The organism is Paenibacillus koleovorans NBRC 103111, assembly GCF_004000845.1.
Classification (GTDB): Bacteria; Bacillota; Bacilli; order Paenibacillales; family NBRC-103111; genus Paenibacillus_AA; species Paenibacillus_AA koleovorans.
In genome coordinates this window covers 51,420-69,376 of record NZ_BIMA01000028.1, presented here as the reverse complement: position 1 = coordinate 69,376, position 17,957 = coordinate 51,420, and the positions used below count along the sequence as shown (strand labels likewise).

Genomic DNA, 17,957 nt, shown 5'->3' with positions numbered 1-17,957 from the left:
TCGTTCTCGTCTTCGTACTCATCCTCTTCGACGCGCTGAATCGCCGCCGCCGCCGGCCCGGATGCCTCCTTCAACTGTAGCTCTTCGTTCTCCTCCTCATATTCATCCTCTTCCACACGCTGAATCGACTGCGCTTGCACGCCTTGATGAGCGCGAAGCATCTGCATCATCGCCTGGTTGCCATAAGCGCGCTGCAGCTGCATCACATGCGCCGCGGTCAGCCCAGCGCCGCGCTCCAACGGCTTGCGCTGCAACGAATGGGACTGCGGGCTTACCTGAGGTGCATTCGCTTTAGCAGCAGAGTTATCCACACTCCGGCTGACCTTAGACATTCTAGACCTAGCATTCATTCTCGGCACCTTCTTCCTTGCGAACTGGATAACCCGCTGAACCACCATGCCATGCACGGAACTCTTGAATCGTCATACCATAATGCAGCTCGTCGAAGTAGCGGCCGTTCGTGTAGATCATGTTGCGCAGCCTACCCTCAAGCGTAAAGCCGAGCCGCTCATGCAGTCGAATCGAAGCTTCGTTAAAGCTGTATACGTGAGGAGTCGCTTTCTGATAGCCGAGCTCCTGAAAATAATAAGTCAGAACAAGGATGATCATCTCGGCCGCATATCCATGGCCCCGGAACGGTCGAGCTACAGCCACGCCGTACTTGAACGTGCCGTGCCGCCGTTGGCAGGCAAACGTGTCGATCGTCCCTACCGCCGTGCCGTCCGCCAGCTCGGCGATGAAGCGATACGCATCGCCGAGCTTCGTCTTCTGCTGCGATTCCAGCCAAGACGCGGTCCGTTCCTTCGACTGCGGGAACTGGATCTGATCTACATGCAAATCCACCTCATCGTCGAATTGATCGAACAGCTCCGCATCTTTCGGCTGGATCGCCCGCAGCCTGATCGTCTTTCCGGTCCAATAGCGCATGCCGCATCCCCTCGCTCTACTCGCTCATTTTCGTCAAGACACCGACAAAGCCCCGTTCCAATCCGCCCCGGTTCCGTTCTGGAAGTACTCGTCGCATGCGTAGAAATACAGCTGCGCCGCCTTGTCCTGGCGATTTTGCTTAAGCACCATCAGGAACGCTTCTCGAGCATCATAGAATCGCCCGACTTGATAGTAAGTGACCCCTTGCTCGAACAACGCTTTCGTCCGATGCTTCAGCATCGCGATCATATCCGGGTCTCCCTCGTACACATCGTACAGCTGAAGCGGCTCCGCCGTGTTCTCCATACGGATTGCGCCGAGCTTGCGGGCAGCATAGGCTTCCTTCGACGCCAACGCCTTCATCACGTCTTCCGTTACCAGGATGCAAGCACCAAGCAAATTCGTCATTTTCTCCAGCTCGATCGCCAAGTTGACGCCTTCGGAGATGACATTGCCTTCCAGACGTTTCTCCTCGCCGATAATCCCCAGACGCAAAGGCCCCTTATGCAAGCCGAAGCCGATATCGATCGCCGGATATTTGGAATTCGCACGATGCGCGTTGTATACCTCCAGCTCGATCCGCATCCGCAGGCTGGCTACCAGAGCATCATCCGCCGAGGTCGGGAACAGCGCCATAAAGCCGGCCCCCAAATATTTGTTGATCATCCCGCCGTTATCGCGCACCGAAGGGCCGAAGCGCTTCAGGAACGAGTTGACGAAATTGAAGTTTTCCTCCGGTGTCAGCCCGTTCGACAAGCGGTAGAACCCGCGGATATTACAGATCACGACGGTCATATCCTGCTCCACCTGGTCGCCAAGCTGTACATCGAGCATATTCTCCCGTTTCAGGAATCGCATGAACTGCTGAGGAACGAACCGGTAGTAAGCTTCATTGGAATCCGTGATGTTCTTGATGTAGGCGCGAATATGCGCGGCCATGCGGTTAACGCTGTCGCCCAAATCGGAGACCTCGTCGCGCGAGCGGATGTTCACCTCGGTATCCCAGTTGCCCTCCGCGATGCTCGCCACGGATTTGCGCAGCTTGCGGATCGAAGCGGTCACGAAGTACGTCATCAGCAGGAAAATAAGCAACATGCCCGCTGTAATCCATGCCACATCCTTGAAAATTTGACGCTGCACCGTGCGCTTATGGGCATTGATGCCTTCCATATTCTTATCCGCCTCGAAAATGCCGACAACCTTGCCGGTCGAATCATAGATCGGCCCAATCGCATACACCCATTCCCCGCCGTTATCGGACCAACGCTCGGTTTCGATAGCCCCCTCTTTGATGACGCGCTCGTTCTGCGGGGTCGATTCGAAAGGGATAAACATATGGATATTGTCGTCATCTTCCATAATCCGGTAAATTCGACCGTCCTCAACTTTATAGACCGCCTTGAACAGCCCTTCGGAATGTTCGCCCTCCAGACTTGTATCGAACAACCGGTCCAATCGTTTACGGAACTCCATATAGACCGGACCGCCGTAATCCGTGGTCGAATTGATATTTTTCAGAGCATCACCGTTGATCAAGTTTTGGCCGTTGCGCGCCAGCAGCGCCAGCTCCGCCTCGGTCTCTTCCTGCATCTTGGCCGTGAAATTGCTCGAAACGGTCGACGCAATCAAGATCATGGACAGCGCGATAACCGGGGTGAAAATGAGCACTTGCTTCACCACGATAGAAGCTCGGCGCTTCATGATGTTCCAGTAGAGCAGCTTGAAGGCGTAGAGCAAGACCAGGACGGATAGCAGTGCCACGAACCAGACGAACCAGGCGGCGCGTTTATCGCTGCCGGAACGGGTCAGCTCAGTGAGCATCAGCTTCAGGCTTCCGTCCGCGCTGCGGTGAATGAGCTGGTCATCATCGATAATGAGCATCTCCCCGCCAGGGAGCATGGACACCGATGTCGATACAAAGGCAAGCTCAGCGCCTGAACCGGCCGTGCTGTTGGGCGTAGCCAGGACCTCGACCGCCGTCCCTTTCGATGGATCGACGCGCCCGATCATTAACGTGTTGAAGTTGACGAAGACGACGCGACCCATGTCGTCCATCTGCATACTCTCCGGGAAGTTGCGATGATTCGCGGTGTCGATAGCCGCCGGATACACTTGCCGCGATCCGCTGCCGGCCGTTACGGCAAAAATTTCCCCGCTGCGGGTAGTGTAATATAGCCTGCCCTGTTCGTAGCCGTCGATGGAAGCTATATATTTGCCCGCCGGCAAATTATGGCTGAATACCGGCTTCGGTTCGCTGTCGGTATTCAAATCCACGCTATACTGCGTAAACTTATGCATCTCTTCATTATAGAAGATTAGCTCGGTGCCGCGAACCTGTGGCGCCTTGATGCTGCCGACGCGATACCGCCGCAGCTCGCTCGCAGCGTCGTACTTCTGCGTGAACAAGACGCGATCGAACTTGCCGTCGGGCGTGTAACGCACCAGATCCTCCGAAATCGCCTTGATGCCGTAAGCGCCTAACAGCGTCCGCACCGCATAGATGCGCCTCTGCTCATCGATGCTCATATCGTTGAAAATGTAGAGGCCGCCGTTCGTTCCCTCCTGACTGTCAAGCGCGTAGATCATCTTGCCTTCAGTCGTCGTCTTGTAGATGGTGGTGCGGGCGTCCGCCGTAATGTACAGATCCCCTTGCCCATCGGCAACCGCCATCGACAACGCCTCCAACGGCACCGTCGACGAGAACGGGCTCCGAGCCAGCGTCGTCCGCTGGGCGAACAAATAGGTTCCTGCAGCCGCCAACAGCAACGCCAGCAGCACGAGTATCGTGACCGACTTTCTCATGTTTGGATCCTCTCCCGATCTTACAATTGCTGAATCTCCACATAAACAAGCGTTCGGTTCAAGTAAGCGAAGGCGTACACGAGATTGCCGCTAGTATACAGTTCTTGGCGCAGATCTTCCGACACCGTGCGAGTCGTCGTCTCCTTCACGACACTGCTGATCTCGTTCAATAGCGCGGCCGCTTTATCCGTGTCCGTAATTCGCACGGCGGAGACGTAGGACGCGACCGGATCGGCCTCGGAGCGGATCAGCGTGATCGCCAGCTTGAGCGGAGTATAGTAGAGAATCATCTCCGGATAAAATGTACCTGACGGAGGCGTAGTCGCACTAACAGGAGGAGTCGTACCGCCTGGCTGCGCCGAGTATACGGCGGAAGTCACCGTTCCATTCGTCTGCCCGGCACCTCCGGTACCGCCGCCGCCTACTGCAGAATCCGCGGTGGCCGTACCTGCCGTACCGGTCGTTCCTGTAGCTGCTGCGCTCTGGACAGGCACGCCGTTCTGCGCGAACACGGCTGAGGTCGGTTTTCCGAGCAATTCCTCGATCTTCGTACCCGTCAACCCGAGATAACCGGCATAGTTCGGCTTGCCTTCCCGGAAATAACCGACGTACTCCGGCGTCCCGTTCTTGCCGTACAACGTGCCAAGCCCCTCGAACAGGTTGTTGCTGAAGGAGCCCTTATACTGGAGTGCGCCCGTATCCGTGAGCAGCTCGCCCTCGCCGTGGAATTGTCCGTTCTGGAACGCTCCCTTGTACTGCACGACGCCTTTGTCATACATCTGCTGCCCGGAACCGCTGTATTTGCCGGCTGCGAACTGCCCGGTGTACTTGGCGACGCCGTTCGGATGAAATTCAGTCCCGGCCCCCGTAAAGATCCCCGCCAGGAAAGCACCCTCATACTTCGTTTTGCCGTCCGGATACAACATTTTCCCGGCGCCGTTGTACTTGCCGTCCAGGAATTGACCTTGGTACACGATTTTGCCGTCGTCGGGGTTGTATTCAATGCCATCGCCTACATAGACGCCGTTGCTGAAGCTTCCGTCGTAAACCAGCTTGCCTTTCTCATTGAACAGCTTGCCCTTGCCGCCAGGTTTGCCGGATTGGAACTCGCCTTGGTAATGGATCGTCTTGTCCGGATAGAACAAGGTGCCCTGTCCCGCATATTGTTTCTCGACAAACCCGCCGCTGTAGAGCAGCGTTCCGTCAGGGCTGAACGCGTCGCCGCTCTTGATCTGCCCCTTCTCGAACGTCCCTTGGTAAAGGAGCTTGCCGTTGTTGTCGAATAGTTTGCCCGAGCCTTGGTACAGTCCGGCAGCCAGATCGCCTTCATAGAGAAGCGCCTCTGAGGCCGAATACAACCGGGCTTTCCCAGTGAAAGCCATCGTCTGCGATGCGCCTTCCTGCAGCTTCGGGGTTTTGTTCATCCACTTGTTCAGGAACATCGGTGGTTTGATGAAAATAAAGTAGACTAGCACGAGTGAGATAAGAATGACGATAACGATCAGCTTCTTGGCTATATAGTAGTTGCCGATCCCAACATAGCTGGCCTTCGTAATTTCTTTTTCGCCCAGAATTTTTTTGAACTGCTTCTTGATCCATTTGACAACGAGTTTAGGCAGCCCCTTCGATTTCTTAAGCGGCGCGATGATCTTTTTTTTAATGGGGTTAATAAAAGGCTTGACGATGCTCTCGATCAAAGGGGTGTTTCACTCCTTTAGCTACGGAACTTGAATATTGAATTGCCCGGGGGCCGTCACCTGGATGATCCCGCCCCAGTTGCACATGCACTTGGAGGAATTGTTAAGCGCCGGCATGTTGCCCACAAGGACGGTCGGCGACCCGGGAACCCACGGAGCGGCTGTAACCGGGATGCAAGGCATCGGCGTCAGCACGCCCATGGCAGCGGCCGTCGCGGTGATGACTTGAGGATTCGCAGGCGAATTGCACATGCCGAACGGCTTGATGTTGACCATCGGCTTGCTATCCATAATATTCGCTACCGGCATCGCGGAGTTTACCCGGTTGTTCGGCAGCGTCGTGAATACGCTTGGAGCGGCGCCGAAGCTGCATTGCACCATAGCGCCGCCGACTACTAATTGTCCCATCACTGACGTCCTCCTCTACGCGATTGTTACTCTGCGTTACCGGCGGCCGCTTGGCTGGTCGCTTCCATCGTCAGAGACGACGGCGCGTCTTCCAGCTTGCGGATCGCCCACCATCTCAGCCGAAGCGCCTTCAGCTCCGTCGGCTGGTGCAGCTTGACGCCTACGCGGAACGAGCCGCGGTGCGGATAAACCAAGGTGCCGAGCGACACTTGCGGCAGATGCGTATCGAATTCCGTGTCTTTAAACACATCATGGGCACCGTATACGATCGTGTTGTCCTTGTTCAGCATCTCGCTGAACGGATTCGTGTCCGTTTCCTCGAACCCGACCGATACGTATACATTGCCCTCCCCGAGTCCGTGCGAGATTTCGCCGGACACGACGCTTTTCCCTTGCTTGGCGACCAGGCTTTTCAAGCCTGACTTGGCTGTGTTCTCGATCGGAATCTCCACGACTCCTGTTGCATAGTCCTCCCATGCCGCAGCCTTGCCCATATGGCTTACGGCGGAGGCCAATTGCTTCAGCTTCTCCAGCTCGACATCGCCGGACTCGAACGCCATCGGCACGCTCGGAGCGGAGCCGGCGACAGCCGTACCCGACTGGCGCTTATTCTTGAGAAGCTGATGCAGGATCGGCGTGCCGAGCACTTGCTCTTGGAACGGGAACCGTTCGACACGATCGATCATATATGTAGCGCCGATTTCCAAGAGACTGATTTTAGCCAAATAAATGTAAGGCTCGGAGGACGATTCGATCGATTGATCGAGCGTCCGGTTGTAGTAAGCCTGCAGCAAACAATCCTCGAACGACTGGCTAGTCAAGTCCAGTGTGTTGGCGAAGCGCGCATCGACCGTAATTTGCCGATCGCCGATGAACAGCTTGGCGGAACCGGATTTGGCGCCGAGTCGCACTTTTTTCTGCTCCTGCGAAGCAGCCTTCATTGGAAAAGTGACACGGTATTCGCTTTCGGAAGCTTCATCCGGCTCGGCGAACAGCACGACATTCGAGCCGTTCGGATCGGTATACCTGACGGCATCGCTGTCCGGCACGTATTCGAAGCGGAGCTTCGGCGTCTGCAACGTCTTCTCCACCCTGAGCTCCACATCGAATGTTTCGCCCGGCTGCACGTATCGGGGAACCGATTGCACAATGCGCACTTGGCTGTCCGCGTACACCACGATCGAATCCTCAACCATGCTGTTCCATTCGAAGGCGGTCGGGTCCGGAGCCTCTTCCTTCACGATGAGCTTGTAGCTTTCGACAACGCGGTTGTATTCGTTCACTTCCTCGGAGCGCAAAGAGACGTTGGCGACGGAATGAACCGGCTCCTTGCCCTTCTCGTCATAGGCGATGCACACATACACGTTTTTCGCATACTCGTTGTTCGTGAAGCCTTCGATCATGGACAGCTTCAATGTGACCGGGGACGCCACGATAATCTCGCGCCCCAAGTGGTCGATCGCGATGCCCATCTCCACGGAGATCGACTTGTCGTCGATGGCGATGACCTGCAAGCCCGACACGACGCCGCTTCCATACAGCAGCCGGTTGAGCAAACGCCTCTTGTCGTTGAAATACTTTTGCTCCGCCTCGAAATCGCGCACCGTCAGCAGCTTCGCATAGAAGTACCGGTTACGCTCAAAAGGAAAATACCTGGACTTTTTCATAGCGCTTCATCTTCCTTTACTAGTTATTCTAACTCGGAATCCAGTTCCAGTCGGGTATGAATATCCATCCGGTTGTCTCGCTCCACATCGATAATGATCGTATGATGCGGCAGGCTCGAACGCTCGTCGAGGACGAACAGCCTAGGCTCGGACAGGAACGTATTGACGCCCAGATAAGAGTGGTAGTCCATGTACACCCATGGCTGCAGGACGATCAATCTCGCTTCCGTATAGGCCGGCTTGTGCTCATCCAGAATTTTCTGCAGCACGATTCGCTGCTTCTCGCTCTCCGCATGCTCCTGCTTCACCAGTACGTTGAAACAGTAAGGATTGTCGCCATAGAGCAGCGGGACGATCGAAGCGAATTCCTGCTTTTCCTTCAGATGCTGAATCTGAAACGGCTCTATGATGATCGGCGCCTCCCCCGTATAGATCGCGATAAGCTTCTCTAGCGAGGCCCGCGTTCCTTTCTGCCTGTAGATGGCCGGCGCCGCCCGCATCAAGCTGCGCAGCTGCTCCTCGCTCCAATGCTCCTGGGAAGCGATGCCGAGCCATGTAGCCAACCATTTGAGATAAGGCCCGGATACCGCGTCGATATCGAACACTTGCACGACCCGGTCGATTCTCTCGTCCATACCTTCCAGAAACGTGGCGAACAAGGAAAAATAACGTTCCAGGAAATCTTTGCTCTGCTCCTCTTCTTGATAGACGGCAGGCAAGTAGTTTAAATAAGACGTTCTCGGATAATACACTCTCATACTGAAAACGTCCGGCGTCCCTGTATCCGTACCGCTGAATTCGAAGAACAACCATAAATACTGGCCTTGAGCGCGGTGCAGCAATGCCTCCCGCGGATTCAGGAGCGGCTTCGACCAGAGCGGCTTGAGCGCCACTTGTTTGATCAGGAACGGAATATTCGGATCCGTGATGTAGTCGTCCAAATCGACATACGCCCCGTCTACGATCGCCTTCTTGGAATCGGAAGCATAGTAGCGCACGATCAGATGCGTATCGCCTTCAAAGTTCGCTTGCAACGCTAACTTATGCCAGACGAGCTCGCTGATATGACTGTCGATCGCTGTCGAATAATAGAAGCCGTGTTGCCTGCCGGTCGATTCGAACGCCTTCGTTCGTTTGACCTTGCTTAGCAGCGTAATCTGAGCATCCTTCCGATTCAACACCACAAGTCGATTCGTTGCGTCGAGCCGCATTAGATCTGCATGGCCGATGTAGGAGGTCAATTGCTCCACGAGACGGCCATCGGGGTCTAACCTCAAGAGGAAGCGTCCATCATCCCTGCCTCCGCCTGTCCTCGTGTCGCCTGCGTACACGATGTCGTCCGGTCCGACCGCCACCGACGAGAGCGGAATGTCCTCCACATCGGGAGGAATCATCCGTGCCAGATCGGGAGGCCGCAGCTGGAACAGCTTCCGCTCCCCGCGATCGGCTATGAACGTGTTGCCGCCTTCAGTTACTGCGAGCTGGAACCGGTTATATAGCTGCGCAAGCGAGGTCGGTCGGTCCACGACCCATTCATGCAGCGTATGGATGTGAACCAAGTCCCCGTACGGATCCAGCTCGATTAGCCGATAAGGCATTCCTTCCGAGACGGTCCACTCGCCGCCTTCCTCCGACGCCTCATGAGGCGTCAGCAAATGGATGTGCTTGCGAGCGTCCACCGTTATCGCCAGGACGAGCAGCGGCTGCTGGTACAACAGCTCGCTCCGCACCCAGACGATCTGCCCGCTGCTGATCGTAATCGCCATCAGGCGATGATCGGCATGCGGATCGGCTACGATGAGCAGGTCCCCTGAGACAGTCATATTCGAAGCCGATCCGAACAAGCCGTGATTCGACGCGAGCAGCGGTTCCACGAGGCCGGAGTCGGTGTCTACGCTCCATACGGCCGCTTGTTCATCCAGGAGGAACATTTTGTTGCCGTCGCCAAGCGCCATGTCCATCACTTCGCTCGGGCCGATCAAGTCCGCCAGCTCGAACATTTGGGACACCGCGTACTTCTCGGTTTGCGTCAGCGCCATGCCGGAATCGGTGATTATCACATTGTAGCCGATTCCTCGCTCCCAGTCGGAAGCTTTATGAAATGCGATAAAGTTGGGTCCGTCTGCCAATGTCTACACCTCGATTCTTCCGTTCTTACAAATCGCCATGTCGCATGAACTCGATCTCGTGCTCGCCCGAGTACACCAAACCGTAGGAAGGGATCTGGATATTGCCGTTCTGATCTTTCTGGATGCCGCGGCCTTCCGCCGACAGCCAGACGTCTTGAATATAGCTGACACCTTTAGCCCGATTCATAATGTCGTAAATATCGCCCTTGTACACCGGCTTCCCGAACTCCCAGCCTACGTCGCCGTTCGCACTGTCGAACGGCCGGAGGTAGCTGTTCAGCAGCTGCACGATCGCCGTCTTGTCGCCCAGACCGGTCGGGCCGATCACGACTACGGCGTGCACCGTTACCTTCACGTATTCCGGCTGAATGACATGCACCTCGGTCGTGACGAGCCGGTAGCGATCCAGATGGTGGCCGATCGTCCGCAGGAACCCGGCGCTCGGCACCGGCTTCTGCGACTCGCTGTAAGGGACGACGACGACCGTCATCTGACCCGGCGCCTTCTGCTCCGGGTAGTTGGTCATCCCCACGCGATACAGAGGCAGCACCTTCACTCGCGCGACTCGCGTGCCGGGAGCCGACCGTACGATGCGCTCGATATCCGCAATCGTAACGGCACATTCGGGCTGGTGCATCTCCAGCAGCACCCGCTCTTTGGCTTGCTCGATCGTCTCGGCCAGCTTGCCGTGAGCGGCAGGCACGTCATTGGAAATACGAATGCCGGGGAACTGATCCTCCGCCTCGAAGCGGGTGATCAATCCGGCCTGCACATTGCCGTGTTCGCCGCCTCCCGTTCGCAGCGACAAGAGGCAAATGTTATCGCGGTCCGCAGCTTCCGGAACGGAGCCGTTCTCGTTATTGCTGAAAAGGATCTCTCCGGTATGTACATTCACTCGATAATGGCGGTCCCAAGGCTTCGACAAGTCGAAATCGGCGACTTGCGTCCAATCTTCCCAGAGCCACGCTCCGGTGTTTCTTTCTCGACGGCCGACTTGGAGCACGAGCTGCTCTTGAAGCAACGGGCCGTCCAGCAGCTTGAACACTTGATTCGGCAAGCCGGTGCTGCGTCCGATCATGCGGCGCGGCTCGAAGTCTTGCGATACCGAGATCAACCGAATGCGATTCGCGCCTTCAGGCGGGATCAACCCTTGCCGGCCGTCTCCGAACCGGACGATCACTTGCTTCAGCTTCTCGCTGAGCTCGAGGCTATACACCGTTGACTCCGGCAAGCACTTGCTCCAATCCTCGATCGGCGTCCAGTACGACCAGCGCCCTTCATCGTCCTTCACCTGCACGTGCACCACGCCCGAATAGCTCAAGTCGTGATCGAGGACGAACGTTTGGTCCGGTTCACCGTCAGAACGGCGAAGCTCGCTGAGGCTGAGCGTGCTTTGTTGGCTGACGCGGACCGAGTTGAGGCTGATCCGATCCACCTTGGGAGGAATTTCGTAGCTCCCGTTCTCGATCTCGCAGCACAGCCAGAACCGTTCGACATCCGCTTCCGGATGAATCGCCTTCGGCAGCATCGGCTGACTCACCTGGAACTTCACTTTCCCGCTCTGGGAGAAATGATAGGTGGCGTCATCCAGCAGTTGGACCGGATGCCAGTCTTCCACTCCTTGTTCGTCGGCCCCATAATACTTCCACGTCACTTGCCCCGAAGGATAATAAATGTCGCCCGGATCGATGGGGCTGGCGGCGATCGGATACTGCTCGAACATCTGGATCATGAGCGACACCGGATGATGCTGCGGCAGTCGGTCGGACAGTCCGATGTACAAACGATTTCCCTTGGCGGGCGAAGAACCGAAGGCATAGAACGATACCATCGTGCTGTTGTTGTTGGACGTGAAGTCCTGCGTCGACGAATGGGAGCGCACGATGATTTTGGTCAGCTGGATCGGCAGCAGCAGCGCAGTCTCCGTCGTCTCGAACGGAATATGCTCCGCGAGCAGCTTGGTTCCCCGCGGCAGCAGCGTTTCCTCCTGCACCGCCGTGCAAGTAATACTCGCGACCGCAGGAGATGCCGGATGAGGCGCCGTACCGAGCAGCTTCAAATATTTCAGCTCGTTTTTCTCCGTCACTTGGTTCAAATAATACTGCTGCATTTCGATCAGCCAAGAGAACATCTCCAGGAAGGTAATACCGGGATCATGCGTATTCTCGTCGGTCCAATCGGGGTAAACGGCCGGAATAGCTTTTCTCGCCTCTTCCACCATTTGACCATATACACGATCGTCCAAATTCAGTTGCGGCAGCATGCGGATCCCTCCCCCTTGGCAAAAATGGCGCTGCTTATTTACTTAATGTCATTAATTAGTCTTCACTTGGATCTGATGTTTGCCGTTCGTTACGATGCTGTGCGGGTATTGCTTGAGCGTATCGGGCAAAATCTCCGTCCGTTTCCCGTTCTCGACCTTCTGCACGAACATAACCAGCTTCTCCACGTTGACGACGCTGTTGATCGACTTGAGGAGTGCGATGAACATGGAGATGTGGATCGTCTCCCCAATGCTCCAGCCTCTGCTGTTGTAGTTGCCGGTGAACGGATTAAGAAACTGCTCCAGCTTATGGATCACATCCAGCTCCGTCGGGACGACCTCTTCCATTTCCTTGACCGAAATGACGGAGTACAAGGAGATTTCGAGGTACACGGGCTCAATAACCTGAATCGTACCGGGAAACGCGACCGAAGCTGCCGCACGCTCCAGCAAGAATTGCTCCACCTGCTTCTTCAACTGCTGGAAGACGAGTCGGTTGGCGAAGCCGCCTTCCGGTAAAATAACAAGCGTGATCGCCCCCGGCTCCTTCTCCAGCTTTACATTGATCCCGGTCAAACATTTGACCTTCGAAATATTCGGGTACGCTTCCCTTGCCAGCCATTCGAAATCATCGACCGTGACGGCCCGATTGCGATGACGCACGACCTGCGTGCCCCGCTTGAACACTTGGTTGATCGTCTCCTGCTCGCTGCCGCCGGAGGAAGCCTCGATATTGGTGACGGAGTCGATGAAAGCGATGGAGCTCTGCAAACTATTGATTTCACCGGCTCTCATATTGCCTTTAAGTCCGCCGCCCGTCTTGTAATGCACCATCACCCGGTCCTCGCCCGCATGCGGAAGCTGCTTGCCGTGCCGGCCGTTGCCGAACACGAGTCGCCCCGTCGTCCGCTGAATGACATATTGACGGTCGTAAGGCCCCGACATCAGCAAATTTTTGACCGGCTCATAACGAACCCAGCATTTCTGGATATGCCCTTCCGAATCTCGGATCACTTGCACCTTATGCCGCCTCGTCCATTCATCCTCAATGTCGTTCTCCGTGACGTACCCAGTCTCATCGACCCATACTTCCTCCGACAAAATGGGCGTGTGGTTCATGACAAATTCGGTATGCCCGCTCTCAATCTCTTGCAGCGGATCGATGACGCGCTCCGGCAATTCTTGTGTCAAGCTCATCTGCTGTACGATTTGGACGGTGTTCATATAAACGCTGTACACCTGCGGCCGGAATGAATAGTTCTTGAGCTCGAACTTGCTGTCGCGGTTCACGGCGCGAATCCAGAAGCCTCTCGCTCCGAACAACGAATGCTCCGCATAGTCGGTCGGACCCAGGAATCGGATCGTCCCGGTCTGCGTGAAGTTCTGCGTATGATCGATTAGCTTGAGCGCCGTCCATACTTGACTGTTGCCGCGTCTGGCCAGGTATTCCCATTCCAGGAGCGGAATATCGAGCGAACGAAGCTGACTGGCTTGCAGCGAGAAGTAGAGATTGACCGGACCGCGCTCGATCGGTTGATCGAAGTGGAAGTACACGGCCGGCTCCTTCCCCTCCAGCATGTAAAACGGCTTGAAGCTGTTCCCGGTCAACGCGGCGTCGCGCGTGCGGTCTATGTATTCCAAGTTGTTGTATGAGGTAACCCGGTCCGAGATGAACTGCGGCTCCTGATACTCGTACCTCAGCTTCAGCTCCTCGATCCAAGGCGACTTATAGATCGAGTTGGAAGCGTACAAGTTCTGGATGCTCACGATTCTAGCCCGGATCCAGTAGTTGTAGTCGGAATTCACGAATGTCTTCTGCATGTCGTACGGACACCGGAAGCGAATCTTCTTCTCCGAATCGAGCGGGTCGTAGAACACTTCCTCCGCCGTCTTCGGCACCGACAGCCGAACCCAGGATTGGCCGTTCCAATACTCCCACAGTACGTTCAGGATGGAGACCTGGTCCGGAATTTCATGTTTGTCGAGGTCTTTGCGCTTCATGATCAGCTTCCAATTGATTTCCGGAGGTTTGTCTGGGAATAGCCTGTTCTCCCGGCAGCTGAGCCTGAACGACAGGTCGACCCAGCTTTCTTTTTTGCTGAACGCCTCTTCACTCGAAATGTAGAACGTCGAATAAGGGACGAAGAAATCGCCGAACGGCAGGAAGCCGCTTCGATCCACTTGGATATCGTTGAAAAACATTTGATCCGGCACAATGCCGCCCAGGTGATCCGGATCATAATAATCCGTCTTGAGGACGATGCCGTCCAGCTCGACCTGCTGCAGCTTCTCGGCTGCGGTCTGAGCGGCCAGCGACTTCACCCGGCAGCCGATCCATCGGCCCTCCACTTCATTTACCGCTTGAGGGATGAGCTCTACTTCCCGTTCCTTCGTAAGAAAGACGCTCGTTCCCTGCACCTCGACGCGATCGAAGGGCAGCCAGCCGTCTTCCGTGAAATAGCCCCACTCCAAATGCGGGCTAGGGCCTAGTAAGCGCGCTACAGAAGTTTCGGCGTATTTCTTGTGCGTATGATTGATACGCAGCTGGATTTGTGCCGGTCCCTTAACCAGGAACAGATCGTCATGCATGATGTAGAAGCCGTGCTCTTGCAAATTGCGGCCCTTCTCGAACTCGTAGAACGTCATCGGCTCGGTGTTCGACTCGATCGCCGCCGTAGGGCCGACTCCTTCGTACACGTGTATGATTTTATCCTGGCGCGTGCTGACGGCGAACAAGTTCAGCAGCTTGGCCGGCGTGACGTACATCGTCTCGTTCGTCTCGAACACGACCGGCAGCTCGCTGAGCGGCGACGATCCGGATACTTGCGTGCCGGCCGGTATATGCACCAGCTCCGCCGCCCCTTCGGCCAACCGGAATTGCATGTAGGTTTGGGCCGGTCTAGCGTGCTCCAGCGCGATATCGAATAAATTCAGGTAAGAGATGAAGTTTTTCACCGGAACCTGGTTGAACCGCTTCACATTTTCCAGGAACAGCTGCGCGAAGATGAGGAACAACGCCGTCCCCGGATCCGGGTTGTCCGGATTGAAGCGCCATTCCGGCGTATAGTATGGCGTCAGCTGCTTCATCTGATCGATCAAATCATGCAAATCACGCTCGTCGATGTTAGGCGCTTGCAGGGCATTCCCCCCCTTTCGCTCGCGTTAGTTCGTTCCTTCGTGAATGTAGAACGGGTACACCTGGTTGAACAGGTTGTTCGTCGATCGGACCTCGTATTGGACATGCAGCAGCACTTTTTCGCGGTTGCTCGGATCGACCGAGGCGTGGACCTCCACTTCGTGCACGCGAGGCTCCCATTCCTGGATCGCTTCGCGAATGCTCGATTCCATCAGGCGCAGCGTCGTATCGTCCGTCAGCTCGAACATGAACGAATGGATGCCGCAGCCGAATCTGGGCCGCATGACACGCTCGCCTTTGGCCGTCCAGATGATCAGTCGGATCGCTTCGGCGATGTCGTCTTCATGCTCCGACATTTTGATTCTTCCGGTGGTCATGTCTACTTCTACGGGAAACTTCCAGCCTTTGCCCAAAAACGATTTCGACACTTGCACTCCGCCCTCTATCAGTTGATTTTGACCATGCTGCCCTTAATGTTCAGGATGCCGTCGGCATTGATGTCGACCATCCCCGCCTTAAGCGACAGCTGCGCTTTCGCCTCCAGCTTGATCTGCGTAGACGACAGCTCGATCGCCTTGTTGCTCTTGATCGAGATGTCTCCCGACGCGCTCATCGTGATCTCGGAGGTGCTCGACTTGATCGTAACCTTGTTGCCTGAGCCGTCCATCACGATGGAGTTGTTGCCGCTTTTGTCCTTGACGGTCAGCTTATCATCCTTGTCGGACAATTCGAGCGTATGCCCCTTTTTGGTCTTGACCGTTACGGCCGCTTTGCTGTCATCGTCGTTGAACGTAATCTCATGTCCTTTTTTGGAAACGATTTTGCGGACAGTGTTGTTATCCTCGCCTTTGGGCGGGGCTTGTTTGCCGTTCCACAAGGTTCCGATCACGATCGGCTGGCTCAGATCGCCCAGATGGAAGGCGACGAGCACCTCATCGTTTACTTCGGGTATGAACAAGCTGCCCATTTCTTTGCCGCCCATCAGTGTAGCGATACGAACCCAGTCCGTTTCTTTGTCAAGTCCGAGAATCGGCAGCTTCAGCTTCACCCGCGCTTGTTTCTCCGGGTCCTTATTGTTCGTCACGATGCCGATCATCACGCTGGCCATCCGGATATCGGGCGTAGACATTCGATTGATCGATTCGATTCCCATTAGAATGCGTTCCCCTGTACTTGGAATTGAGTGATGTACCCGTCCCTGCTAATCGTGTGCGTGACCGTCTGCAAGTAATACGGCTGATCGAACTTTTTCCCCAGATGAGCCAGCTTGATATATCTTCCCGCTTGCAGGACAGGCAGCCCGATCGACTCTCCATAGCCCGAGATTAGCGTCATCGCCCTCTGATTCAAGATCGCTTCGGCCTTCTTGTTCGCTTCGCCGACGGAGTCAACATTGTCGACCAGTTGCAGGTCGAACGTGCCGATCGAGCTCATCCAGTCCTTGCCTGTCTTGGAGTTGCTGCCTAGCTTGTTCACTTGACTCGAGGTCCCCTTGATCACCTGCTGCTGCTTGGAGTCCCAACCGAATACCGTCACTTTCGTGACTTGTTTGGACAAATTCGCTTCGACCGAGAAGCTTCGCAAGCTCTGTCCCCATTCCAGCGTAATGACCGGGGTCGTCTGCGTGAGCGGCTTGCGGAAGTAAAGCGTCTTGCCTACTATGAAAAAGTCGAAATTAACGATGCCGGCCAATTGCTCGAGAAAGTGAAAGTCGCTCTGCATGTTTTGCGTGACAACCTGCTTCTGTTCGCCGGTATCGTCTACCGTGGCGCTAAGGCCATATTCCGAAGCGATCTTTTTGACAATGTCGCTGAACTTCATTTTCTCGAAAATGGCCGACTTCGTGCCATTCATCATCTTGAAGGAGAGATCCATCGCCGAAACGATCAGCTCCGGAAATTCATCCGTCTGGAAGTTGGCTCGAACGGATGTAATAATGCCATAGAACACGGACTCGAATTGATCGACATAACCGGTTTTCACTTCAATGGTCTTGCCGAGCACGAAGTAATTGCTCAGCCATTGAAAATCCCTCTTCACCGGATCGAAGGCGTTGTTGATGACGAACTTTAGTCCGTCGGCTTCCCGGCTTATGCTGGACTCGACCTTGAGGAGCGTGATCCCCACGGCATCCGCCGTCACAATATTCGTCCCGTCGATCAAAATCTCGAAAGCCGGCGAGTTGAAGTCGCGATATTTGTCGTTCAAGTCCTGCATCGTGTATGTTGATGTGCCTAGCTTTACGATTGGCATGCCAGCCCTCCGATTCCCGTTACTGCAATCTCGGAACGATCAGTCTAGTTCCCGGCTTCAACCGCTTCGGATTGTCGATATGGTTCGCCTTCGCAATTTGTCTCCAGTTGCCAGGATCCTCGTATTCATCGGAAGCGATCATCCACAGCTCGTCGCCTTGCTTGAGCGTGCGCTGCTTCGTGCGGTCTGCCGATTGCAAGGAGTTTTCCCGCTGCTGCTCCACAATGCTGCTCACTTCGCGGAACGTTACATTGAGCGTCGCGCGCACCGGGATGCCGGAGTCCAGGAACATCGTGAAGCGTTGATTCACTTTCTCGACGACGCCCTTGAAGTTCAGCGAGCCCCACACAAACTTGATGCTTGGCGGTGCGTGCAAGTCTTTATCGATATCCAGCAAGGAGGCGATTTTCTTCGTATGCGACCTCACATCCTTGCCTTCTTCGTATGTATCGAAGAATAGCTCCATCGTCAGCGTGGAGGAATCGCTGCTCACGAATTGGCCGATCGGGGCGAGTCCCGGAATTTCCTGCCAAGAGTACGTGTTCTGCGAGTCGAGCGAGTATTCGCTCGGGTTGAACAGCACGTCGATTTTTTCCTGCTTCTTTCCCCGTTCGACGACGATCATTGCTTTTTTGAGCGACATGCGAAGCGTCCTTCCTTTGCTGAGGGATCCCG

At 55.4% G+C, this 17,957-nt stretch carries 13 protein-coding genes; all 13 read right to left on the bottom strand.

From position 1 onward, the window contains the following. A partial coding sequence (locus PKO02S_RS11990; RefSeq protein WP_164821408.1) for a hypothetical protein occupies positions 1-350 on the bottom strand: 350 nt, incomplete at its 3' end. Beyond that, positions 340-927, bottom strand: coding sequence for a GNAT family N-acetyltransferase (locus PKO02S_RS11985; protein WP_127583003.1), 588 nt, complete (start codon positions 925-927; stop codon positions 340-342). The genes PKO02S_RS11985 and PKO02S_RS11990, both read right to left, overlap by 11 nt. Positions 928-960: 33 nt before the next feature. Beyond that, a complete protein-coding gene (locus PKO02S_RS11980) occupies positions 961-3,729 on the bottom strand; it encodes an adenylate/guanylate cyclase domain-containing protein (protein WP_127583001.1) in 2,769 nt (922 codons plus the stop codon). Between the two features lie 20 nt (positions 3,730-3,749). Then, positions 3,750-5,426 carry an MORN repeat-containing protein gene (locus PKO02S_RS11975; RefSeq protein ID WP_127582999.1) on the bottom strand — a complete coding sequence of 559 codons (1,677 nt, stop codon included), beginning with the start codon at positions 5,424-5,426 and terminating at the stop codon, positions 3,750-3,752. 21 nt (positions 5,427-5,447) lie between these two features. Next, positions 5,448-5,834 (bottom strand): DUF4280 domain-containing protein, encoded by a 387-nt coding sequence (locus PKO02S_RS11970; protein WP_127582997.1) that lies wholly within the window; start codon positions 5,832-5,834, stop codon positions 5,448-5,450. 26 nt (positions 5,835-5,860) lie between these two features. Further along, complete coding sequence (locus PKO02S_RS11965) at positions 5,861-7,501, bottom strand: hypothetical protein (protein ID WP_127582995.1); 1,641 nt, start codon at positions 7,499-7,501, stop codon at positions 5,861-5,863. A 23-nt stretch (positions 7,502-7,524) separates the two neighbouring features. Further along, positions 7,525-9,630 carry a phage tail protein gene (locus PKO02S_RS11960; RefSeq protein ID WP_127582993.1) on the bottom strand — a complete coding sequence of 702 codons (2,106 nt, stop codon included), beginning with the start codon at positions 9,628-9,630 and terminating at the stop codon, positions 7,525-7,527. A gap of 25 nt (positions 9,631-9,655) precedes the next feature. Continuing rightward, positions 9,656-11,893 carry a putative baseplate assembly protein gene (locus PKO02S_RS11955; RefSeq protein WP_127582991.1) on the bottom strand — a complete coding sequence of 746 codons (2,238 nt, stop codon included), beginning with the start codon at positions 11,891-11,893 and terminating at the stop codon, positions 9,656-9,658. Between the two features lie 51 nt (positions 11,894-11,944). After that, on the bottom strand, positions 11,945-15,001 hold the full coding sequence (locus tag PKO02S_RS11950; protein ID WP_127582989.1) for a baseplate J/gp47 family protein: 3,057 nt from the start codon (positions 14,999-15,001) through the stop codon (positions 11,945-11,947). A gap of 54 nt (positions 15,002-15,055) precedes the next feature. Then, positions 15,056-15,457: a GPW/gp25 family protein gene (locus tag PKO02S_RS11945; protein ID WP_127582986.1), complete on the bottom strand. Its 402-nt coding sequence runs from the start codon at positions 15,455-15,457 to the stop codon at positions 15,056-15,058. A 17-nt stretch (positions 15,458-15,474) separates the two neighbouring features. Beyond that, positions 15,475-16,182: a phage baseplate assembly protein V gene (locus PKO02S_RS11940; protein WP_127582984.1), complete on the bottom strand. Its 708-nt coding sequence runs from the start codon at positions 16,180-16,182 to the stop codon at positions 15,475-15,477. Beyond that, positions 16,182-17,282, bottom strand: a complete 1,101-nt coding sequence (locus PKO02S_RS11935) for a phage late control D family protein (RefSeq protein WP_127582982.1) — start codon at positions 17,280-17,282, stop codon at positions 16,182-16,184. Before PKO02S_RS11935 ends, PKO02S_RS11940 begins: the two co-directional genes overlap by 1 nt. 19 nt (positions 17,283-17,301) lie before the next feature. After that, the gene (locus PKO02S_RS11930; protein WP_127582980.1) at positions 17,302-17,925 is read right to left on the bottom strand and encodes a CIS tube protein; all 624 of its coding nucleotides are present in this window, start codon (positions 17,923-17,925) and stop codon (positions 17,302-17,304) included. Positions 17,926-17,957 lie beyond the last annotated feature (32 nt).

What these genes read in the sequence shown, in the direction of transcription:
- PKO02S_RS11985 (WP_127583003.1), bottom strand. Translation starts at nt 927, where the DNA reads ATGCGCTATTGGACCGGAAAGACGATCAGGCTGCGGGCGATCCAGCCG.
- PKO02S_RS11980 (WP_127583001.1), bottom strand. Translation starts at nt 3,729, where the DNA reads ATGAGAAAGTCGGTCACGATACTCGTGCTGCTGGCGTTGCTGTTGGCG.
- PKO02S_RS11970 (WP_127582997.1), bottom strand. Translation starts at nt 5,834, where the DNA reads ATGGGACAATTAGTAGTCGGCGGCGCTATGGTGCAATGCAGCTTCGGC.
- PKO02S_RS11965 (WP_127582995.1), bottom strand. Translation starts at nt 7,501, where the DNA reads ATGAAAAAGTCCAGGTATTTTCCTTTTGAGCGTAACCGGTACTTCTAT.
- PKO02S_RS11955 (WP_127582991.1), bottom strand. Translation starts at nt 11,893, where the DNA reads ATGCTGCCGCAACTGAATTTGGACGATCGTGTATATGGTCAAATGGTG.
- PKO02S_RS11940 (WP_127582984.1), bottom strand. Translation starts at nt 16,182, where the DNA reads ATGGGAATCGAATCGATCAATCGAATGTCTACGCCCGATATCCGGATG.
- PKO02S_RS11935 (WP_127582982.1), bottom strand. Translation starts at nt 17,282, where the DNA reads ATGCCAATCGTAAAGCTAGGCACATCAACATACACGATGCAGGACTTG.
- PKO02S_RS11930 (WP_127582980.1), bottom strand. Translation starts at nt 17,925, where the DNA reads ATGTCGCTCAAAAAAGCAATGATCGTCGTCGAACGGGGAAAGAAGCAG.